The organism is Streptomyces sp. NPDC001156 (assembly GCF_053598275.1).
The window spans coordinates 1-8,071 of sequence record NZ_JBSFJX010000292.1 but is presented as its reverse complement, the minus strand read 5'-3'; the positions used below and the strand labels follow the sequence as shown (position 1 = coordinate 8,071).

The window sequence follows — 8,071 nt, the reverse complement described above, 5'->3', positions numbered from 1 at the left end:
AACGCGGGAGACCAGTGCATCCACCACCGTTCGGGATGCGCCAGTTGACCAGGACTGGGTACAAGACCCACTCCTGCTCACTGACTAGGAACGGTTGCCGGTGGCCGCGTCGCTGACCGTCCCGGAGATCCCCGCCCGCCGGGCGAGGGCGTACGTCGTGAAGCTGACCGGGACGGCGGGGGTCAGGTAGGGCGAGTCGGTGATCATGGACAGGCGGGCCGCGTGGTCGCCCGGGGACGCAAGGACGCCGGCGTCGGCGGTGACCCGCACCCGTGCCGAGTGCCCGGGCGCCAGGGTCACGGTGGTGCTGCTCTCCGACAGCCAGGTCACGTCGTCGCCACCGCACTGGTCGAACCCGGGAAGGGAGGTGACGCCGGTGGTTCCGAAAGTGCCGGCTGTCAGCCCTCCTCCGACCAGGGCCAGTCCGCAGCCGGTACCGCGTCCTGCGCCGTAGAACCCCTGGGGCATGCGGGGCAGGTCGGTCCAGACGTCGCCCTCCGGGTCGTATTGTACGGCGCGGTCGGTGGCGATGAAGAGTCCGCCGGGACCGACGGCCTTGCCTCCGGCGACCTGGAGTTCGCCGTTGGCGGAGTTGTAAGCCCCCAGGTAGCTGCCGTAAGGCATGTCGGCGGCACGCGTCCAGGTGTCGGTCTTCGGGTGGTAGACGTAGGTGTTCGTCAAGGGAGCGAAGCCCACCGGGGGTACGCTCTCGCCTCCGGCGCACACGATGGTGTCGACGGTTCCGCCGCATCCGCCCGAATCCATGGGGATCGGATAGTCGGCGATCCGGGTCCAGGTGTTGCCGGCCGGGTCATACCGGTAGGCGGCGGCCGAACTGCCGGTGGCTGTCTCACCGCCGATCACGTACAACTTGCCGTCGAGTACGGCGGCGTTGGCGAGATCCACCGCTTGCGGAAGGTCGGCGACCTGCGACCAGGTGTCAGTGTCCGGGTGGTACGCGAAGGTGGTGGACTGCCGCACGCCGCTGCCTCCTGTCGGAGGGTAGTTCAGGCCTCCGACGACATACAGTGTGCCGTTCACGAACGCGCCCGTGGCGGCCGTCCGTAGCTGCGGCAGGTCGGCGATCTGCGACCAGGACCCGGCTACCGGGTCGTAGACGTAACCGTGCGGGAGGAGCGTGCCCCGCCCGACACGGCCTCCGCCGCGCAAGTCGGTCGTACCGCCCACCGAGTACGTCCTGCCCGCGTAGGATCCCACGACGCTCTCGATGACCGGAGCGGGGTAGTCGGGCAGGCTCTGCCACGCCCCGTCACCGGCCGCCGGGGGCGTTGCGTGCGGGCCGGCGTTCTGCTCGAACAGAGAGACCTTGAGGGGGGCGGTTCCGGTGTTGGTGAGGGTGATGTCCTTGCTCGCCTTGTCTCCGAGCGGGGACGCCAGCGACACCTCGGCGGGCGTGACCTTCAACCGGCCCGCCTGCATGACGGGGTTGTAGGTGTGGATCGCGCCGGACGCGCTGACGGCGCTGCGGTCGGTCGTGTACCGGGCCGCTGTCGTCGTGATGGAGTTGGTGCCGGCGTTCGGGCTGTAGAGCCAGTAGAACCCGCCCGGCAGGTTCGCGTCGTCGGGGTCGGTCGCGCTGGTCGTGGTGGCGTAAAGATCCGTGGCGGGAGCGGAACTGTCCGTCACGGTGGCGCCGTCGAGCGGCTGATGGGTGTTCGTGTCGGTGACCCGACCCTCGATCAGCCCGCCCCCGAGCGTCCGGCAACGGCCCACCGACACGTCGGACAGCTGGAAGTACGACTCGCCCTCGCCGCTGAAGTGGAAGCGGACCTGCACCTGGCTGTGGCCCAGCGCCTGTGTCAGGGGGACGTCGACGGCGCCGGCAGCCTCGCCGGCCTGGTACACCCGCTTCCACGTTCGGCCGCCGTCCACGGTGAGCGACACGTCCGCCTGGGAGCCCGTCGCGAGTTCGGTGGCCGCGTTGAACCTGAGGTCGGCGTCCTTCTGCCCGACCAGACTGAACACCGGCGAGGTCAGGTCGGTATCCATGGCCGCGTCGGCGTCGTGCACCGGGTCCGCGGTGGCGAAGCCGCCCGCGCCGCGGCTACCGGTGAGGTTTCCCCGATGGCCGGGGTCGTCGAACCGCCAGCCTGCGGTGGCCGTGCCGTTCCGTGCGACGGTCCAGCCGTACTTGGCGGCCGTGGTCCAGCCGTCGAAGTCGGCCTGCGCGGGGTACGCGTATCCGGGCGCGGTGCACAGCTCCGTGTCGGGCCCGGCGGACAGGTCGCGATGCAGGTTGTGCTTTGCGATGGCGACTGTCGCGACGGACGGTGCGTAGCCGGGGAATTCGGGCGCTACGGTCAGGGTGTACTTGGCCTGTTCGGGCAGGGTCATCGAGTAGGTACCGGTGACGGGGTCGGTGTACACCGGCCCGTCCGGGTCTCCTGGGACGGTGAGCTTGGCGTAGAGCGGCCAGCCGTGACCGGAGTCCGTGACCTTCCCCCGCACCGTGTGCTCGGGCGTCTTCGTGAGGGCCAGGTCCGCGGTGGTGCTCCGGCCGACGGCCACCACCACGCCGTTGACCACAGCTGTCCCGTAGCCGAACTTCGACACCGACACCTCGTACGTACCGGCGGAGACGCCGACCTGATACCTGCCGGTGCTGTCGGTGACGGCGCGGAACGTGAGCTGATGGGCGGAGTCCGTCGCCACGACCGGCACTCCGGCGAGCGGCGCGCCGCTCGTCTTGTCGGTGACCTTTCCGGTGACGGTTCCCTGCGCGCCCATGGTCAGCGATGCGACGCCGTTGGGCGTGCCGAGCCCGGTGGGCCCGTCCCAGCCGGGGCCGGCGGTGCACAGCGCGTTGCCGCAGCTGCCATTGGAGCCCGCGGTGACATCGAACAGGCCGCTGCCGGCGTGGACGTAGGGGTAGGTGACCGGATAAGTCCCCGCGGCAGGGGCTCCCGCGAGCGCGTACATCGAGGCAATCAGCGGCGAGGCCAGGCTCGTGCCGCCGACCTGGGCCCAGCCGCCCTCGAGGGAGTCGTACTCCGCCAGACCGCTGATCGGGTCGGCGTCCGCGGAGATGTCCGCCGTGGCCTTGTTGGCGCAGCCGGTTGCCAAGTTGCTCTGGTACACGGGCTGCGGCTCGAACGAGGAGCAACCGCTGCCGGCCTTGGACCAGGCGGTCTCGGTCCACCCGCGTGAGGTGCCCGGGGTCGCGGTCAGCGACGTGCCGCCCACCGCGACGACGTTCGGATCGGAGGACGGCCACTCGATCGCGTTCCCGATGTCGCCGGTCGACGCGGTGACCACCACGCCCGGGTGGTCGTAGTCGGCGTCGTTCACGTGTCCGGCCGCGGCCGCGTCCGGCACGCCGTAGGAGTTGGACACGAACTTGGCGCCGAGCGCCACAGCAGTTCTGACGGAGGCGCCCAGATTGGACACGGCGTTGGAGTCCGCCTCGACGAGCAAAATGTGGCAGGCGGGGCAGGCCGAGGAGACGGCGTCCAGGTCGAGGGAAGCCTCCGTGGACCAGTCCACGTCGTCCGGCGGGTAGTCGGTGCCGCCGCGCTGGTCGACCTTGCGGAGGCAGCCGTTGTCGGTGGTGCAGGCGGGGAGTCCGTACTGCTGGCGGAAGACGGCGAGGTCGGCCTCGGCGGCCGAGTAGCCGTAGGCGTCCACGATGGCGACGGTCTGGTCCTGGCCGGTGGCGGGCAGGCGGTAGGCGGCCTGGAGGTCGGCCGGCGTCACGGCGGTCGACGGCGGGCCGTCGGCGGATGTCCGGAGATCACCGGTCGTCCGCACCAGCGCGAAGCAGCTCGCTGTCCCCTTCTTCGGGGTCGGGGTGTAGCAGCCGGCGGGCTCGTAACCGGCCTTCTGCGGCGCCGGTTTCGTCGACGGAGCACTCGGGGCGGCCTGCGCGCCGGGTGTATTCGCGGGCTGATGGCTCGCGGTCTGCGGGATCGGGACCGTCGAGGCGGCGGCCGCCGCCGGGGCTTGGGTCGCGGCGAACAGGCCTAGACAGACGGATATCAGAATCGTTGCAGTGGCGCGCAGGCGCCCGAGTCTGATCATGGAAGGGCAGTCCTTCGGTCGGCGGGGGAAGGAGGCGGCGTGACGGGTGGCCGGTCGGCCTCCCGCGTCCGGGTGGTACCTGGCCCGAGCCCTGACCGTCGGCTCTGGGCTCGCGCTTCGACGAACCCACCTCGTCGGTATCACCGACCGAAGAGCCCACCTTCTGAGCGCCTCGCAGCTGCGGTTCGTCGGACGAGTATGGGCGGGACGAACCGGCTGCCACTATTGGGCAACTGACCTAATCTTGTGGCCGGAGTTACTCTCGCGAGCCGAAGCATGTCCGGCTCGGGGTCCATGCCGATGGCCGAGCGGACCCGGGCGGCGAGGGCGCGGCCAGTTGGGAGATCGCAGGTCGGGGCACCCCGCGGGTGACAACTGCCGCACCTCGGCACATTTATACGACTGAGCAAGCCAGTCAGCCGCTGGGCACTGCAACTGGCCAGTTCGGTGCCCATCGAGCCTTTCCGGGCGGCGCTAGGTGCGGCCTCCAGGGGCGCAGTCCTGCAAGAAGGCGGGGGCGACCATGCGCTGCGTCATCAGCAGTTCACCCGGGCGGCGGCCCAGGACCCAGGGAAGCGACAGGTGTCCTGGGGTAGTGGCCGCGTCGGCGCCCAGCAGTCCGGCTCGGGAAGGCTGAGCGGTACGAGGCCGGGGCGCGTTGCCAGCCCTTTGGCTTGTGGGTCCGACCCGGCGAGCCTGATCTGTCGACCACCGCCGACATGCAACTCGCCCGTTTGCGCCCCGCTTTCACCCCGGATGCTCCGGATGCACACGGCCACTCCAGTGCCGGCGCGGTGACCCGCCGTCCGTATGTGCCAACACGGGCCGGGATGTTGACCGCCCTCGGGTGCGCATCCGTTCGTTCTTGCCCGGCCTCGCCAGAGCGGAGCAGCGGGTCGTCAGAGCATCTCGGAAGCGGCCGCGGCGGCGGGCATCAGCGAGTCCCCGCTGATCCGGTTCCGCAAGGCGATCGGTCTCGACGGCTATCCCGTGAGCAGGGTCAGGAAACCGTCGGTACGACGTCGTGACGACCGTGCAGTGATCACGTCCCGCTACACCCCGCCGACTGGCCGCTGCCTCCTCTGTGTCGCCGGGCGCTGCCCGGCGTCGAGCGCGGAGGCCCCCGCCCGACGCGCAACAACCGCTTCAGGCCGCCCGGTCCCCCGCCGTGCCGACCGCCGCCCAGCCCGCCCCAACCTTCTCTTTCCTGCTTTCGGGACGGCTGCGAGAGGCGCATAGGGGGATGTCAGGACTCCGAGAATGCCCGTCCGGCACTGAAAACGAGAAGCCGAAGCCGCCTTTGACCTGCGGAAACGCTGAAGTCGGCGGTTGCCTGAAGCAGGAGGCGGGGCTGATGCTCGCTGCGGAACACAACGACGCACCGTGCGAGGGGCATTGCCATGACACAGATCGTCGCCGCGAGTATCACCGCGGTCGGCGCCATCATCGCCGCCTGCATCGGCAGCGTCCGGTGCAGACCTCCGAGCGACGGGGGCGACAGTGCCGACTAGCGGCGCGCAGCGGTACCGACCGGATACTCCCGAGACGCCGAAGTGGCTCTCGGGTCAGGTGGCCTGCGGCCAGGTGCGCAGCAGGGCGGCGATCCGCGTGGCGGTACAGCCGGGATCCCGCAGCAGGTCGCGCAGGGCTATGGCGTCCTCCCGGGTGGGCTTGACCGGGAGGTTTGAGGCCTCCAGATACATGACACCGGTCGCCGCGGCCACGGCCAGATTGGAGCGCTGCAGCGCAGGCCCTCTCCGGACCAGGCCCCCGAGGCTCAGAAGCACGCTCTCGGTGGGGTGGCACCCCAGGTGGGGGCGCCACCACCGAGGCATGCTCTCTGTTAGTAGACCCCTGTGGCGTTGCAGTTGTCCGGCCAGAAATCGATCTCCTCGCACACCACGTACGTGTTCAGGCGGTAGCTGGTGCTCATCGGTCCGCCGCTGCCGCAGGCCCCGCCGTAGCTGTCGGGGTCGTAGACGTGCTTCGTCTCCCCGCCGCCGACCAGTGTGAAGTAGGAGTAGACCGGGTGGCCGTCCGCCTCCTTGTCGCAGACAGTGAAGTTGCGGGTGGAGGTGTTGTAGGTCCCGTAGTCCGCCCCCTGGTAGACGGTAAGGGTCTCCGCGAAGGCCGGTGAGGAGGTCAGCAAGATGCCAACCGTGGCAATTGCGGCACCGCCGAGTGCCGCTCTACCGATACGCACGTTTGCTCTCCTTTTGGGTCTGCTCGGACGGACGCTTGCGCGGCAGATCGTGGCAGGCACTTCGGCGGTGCCGCGACATCCTTCAATCACCGTGGAAGTGGGCTGGTTGGCGAGGGGACGCGATGGGTAGATTGCGGGTCGCTTACGGGGTGCGGGGGCTGGGGGATACTTGCTGCGGCTGCACTTCACGGGCGAGGACCTCGCCCGGACACGGATTGCCGCGAAGCGTGAAGCGGCTCGCGCATCCGTGCACGCTGCGAGAATGTGTGGATGAGCAGCCCGCGCCGCCCGCATCAACGGAGACCACCGGACTGCACGACGAGGCGCGCATCGTCGAGGTCAGCGCGATGACGGCCCGCGGCGACGTGCTCCTGGACACGCACGGCGACCCTGGCTGGCCTGCCCACACCCACCGCCTGGCTGGGGGGTCCGGCGCACGTGACCGGCGCCGGAGCCCCTTGGGGGGTCAGTAGGCGGCGAGTCCGTGGACGTCGGTGCTGGTGAACAACAACCAGAACCTGGTGCCGTCCTTGACGTCGGTGGCGGCCAGCCCCCAGGTGTTGGCGTAGACCGTGCGCCAACCGTTGCAGTAGTAGCCGCCGCTCGTGGGCGCGAAGCAGGTCTGCACGTCGATCGTCCGGGTGATCTTGACGTTAATGTCGTTGCAATTGGACGTGGTGTACGTGGAACCGCCGGGCGGCCAGTGGCCATTGTCGTCGGTGCCGTTAATGGTCTTGGCGCTGCCGTAGCACGACGTGGCCAACGCGGACGCCGTGGGTGCCGGGGCGAGGAACAGCCCGGCCACGGCGGTGGTCGCCGCCGCGAGCGCAATCATCCTTCGTCTCTTCAATGGTCCTCCCCTGTCGCGCGCAGAGAGATCTGCGCGGTCGACAGCATGGCGAAACCGGGTGCGGGTAACAATGCAGTCCAAGCCATTCTTTTGGCATGTTTCTGTCAGGCCAGCTTCTGAGGAGTTCGAGAAGTTCGTCGGGTACGCCCAGCGCAGGTTCTTCGACGAATCCACCGCCATCGCCATGGCGCTGAGTGCCCAACGCCTCCTCGCCCTGCTCCTGGAAATGCCCGCCGCGGTCCTGCACACCGTGTGGCCGCGCCACGACCGCGCCGAAGCCGTCGGCGCCGGACGTCTGCTGGTCGACCACGACTTCTGCCTGACCGGCCGCAACCACACCTGGCGGCTGCGCGCTGACCACGGCGAGCGCCACGCCCGCACCTGGGCCCTGAAACTCCTCGACGACTGCAACGCCTACGTGCTGCGCGACCTTTCCCGCCCCGTCCCCGATTTCCTGCCGCGCCACGAGGACAGGCCCGCACTCGACCCGCAGCTCGCCGGCCGGATCACCGCGCACCTTGGTGGCGGTCGGCGTGAGAATGACATGGCCTTTCGTCACTCACGTCAGCAACGGGTGAGCATCACCCGTCAGCGCCATCGACCAGGTCGCCGCGCCTGCGCCACTGACGCTCAGATGACGAGGTTCAACTGACACTCCCCCGCAGACCATCACGACGCCACTGACGCCCAGACGACGACGTTCAACCGACGCTCCCCCGCAGACCATCAGCCATGCACCACCGCGTCGGCCGACGACGGGAGCCGGGCGGAGCCACCACCGCACGCATGCCAAGGCCGGCCTCCACACTCCGAAGGCTCCAGCCGAACCGCCGAGCGGCAACCGGTCGTCGGCGGCGCAGGTCAGCCGCAAAGATCCGACTGCCGTGCGCCCCTCGCTGTCATGATGGTCCGATGGACAACCGGGAGAGGACCGAACCTCCGCGGGTGGCCGATGAGCACGCCACGCTGACCGGCTTCCT

Annotated in this window: 5 protein-coding genes and 1 pseudogene; 2 read left to right on the top strand and 4 right to left on the bottom strand. The window is 69.6% G+C overall.

Features of this window, described 5'->3' with window-relative positions; genetic code table 11:
- Nucleotides 1-84: 84 nt before the first annotated feature.
- The 3 genes and pseudogenes from ACWDA7_RS47855 to ACWDA7_RS47845 form a co-directional block, all read right to left on the bottom strand.
- On the bottom strand, nucleotides 85-4,038 hold the full coding sequence (locus ACWDA7_RS47855) for a carboxypeptidase regulatory-like domain-containing protein (protein ID WP_450613855.1): 3,954 nt from the start codon (nucleotides 4,036-4,038) through the stop codon (nucleotides 85-87).
- A 1,565-nt stretch (nucleotides 4,039-5,603) separates the two neighbouring features.
- A pseudogene (locus tag ACWDA7_RS47850) lies at nucleotides 5,604-5,783 on the bottom strand (fic family toxin-antitoxin system, toxin component); the annotation flags it as partial.
- 98 nt (nucleotides 5,784-5,881) lie between these two features.
- Nucleotides 5,882-6,241 carry a hypothetical protein gene (locus tag ACWDA7_RS47845; RefSeq protein ID WP_450613853.1) on the bottom strand — a complete coding sequence of 120 codons (360 nt, stop codon included), beginning with the start codon at nucleotides 6,239-6,241 and terminating at the stop codon, nucleotides 5,882-5,884.
- Nucleotides 6,242-6,507: 266 nt separating this feature from the next.
- On the opposite strand from ACWDA7_RS47845, the gene ACWDA7_RS47840 reads away from it, so the two are divergent.
- The gene (locus tag ACWDA7_RS47840; protein ID WP_450613851.1) at nucleotides 6,508-6,714 is read left to right on the top strand and encodes a hypothetical protein; all 207 of its coding nucleotides are present in this window, start codon (nucleotides 6,508-6,510) and stop codon (nucleotides 6,712-6,714) included.
- Here ACWDA7_RS47840 and ACWDA7_RS47835 read toward each other — a convergent pair.
- Entirely contained in the window at nucleotides 6,708-7,076 is a 369-nt protein-coding gene (locus ACWDA7_RS47835) for a hypothetical protein (protein WP_450613850.1), read from the bottom strand. The genes ACWDA7_RS47840 and ACWDA7_RS47835 overlap by 7 nt on opposite strands.
- A gap of 85 nt (nucleotides 7,077-7,161) precedes the next feature.
- Here ACWDA7_RS47835 and ACWDA7_RS47830 point away from each other — a divergent pair, with 85 nt between their 5' ends.
- Entirely contained in the window at nucleotides 7,162-7,743 is a 582-nt protein-coding gene (locus ACWDA7_RS47830) for a hypothetical protein (RefSeq protein ID WP_450613848.1), read from the top strand.
- Nucleotides 7,744-8,071 lie beyond the last annotated feature (328 nt).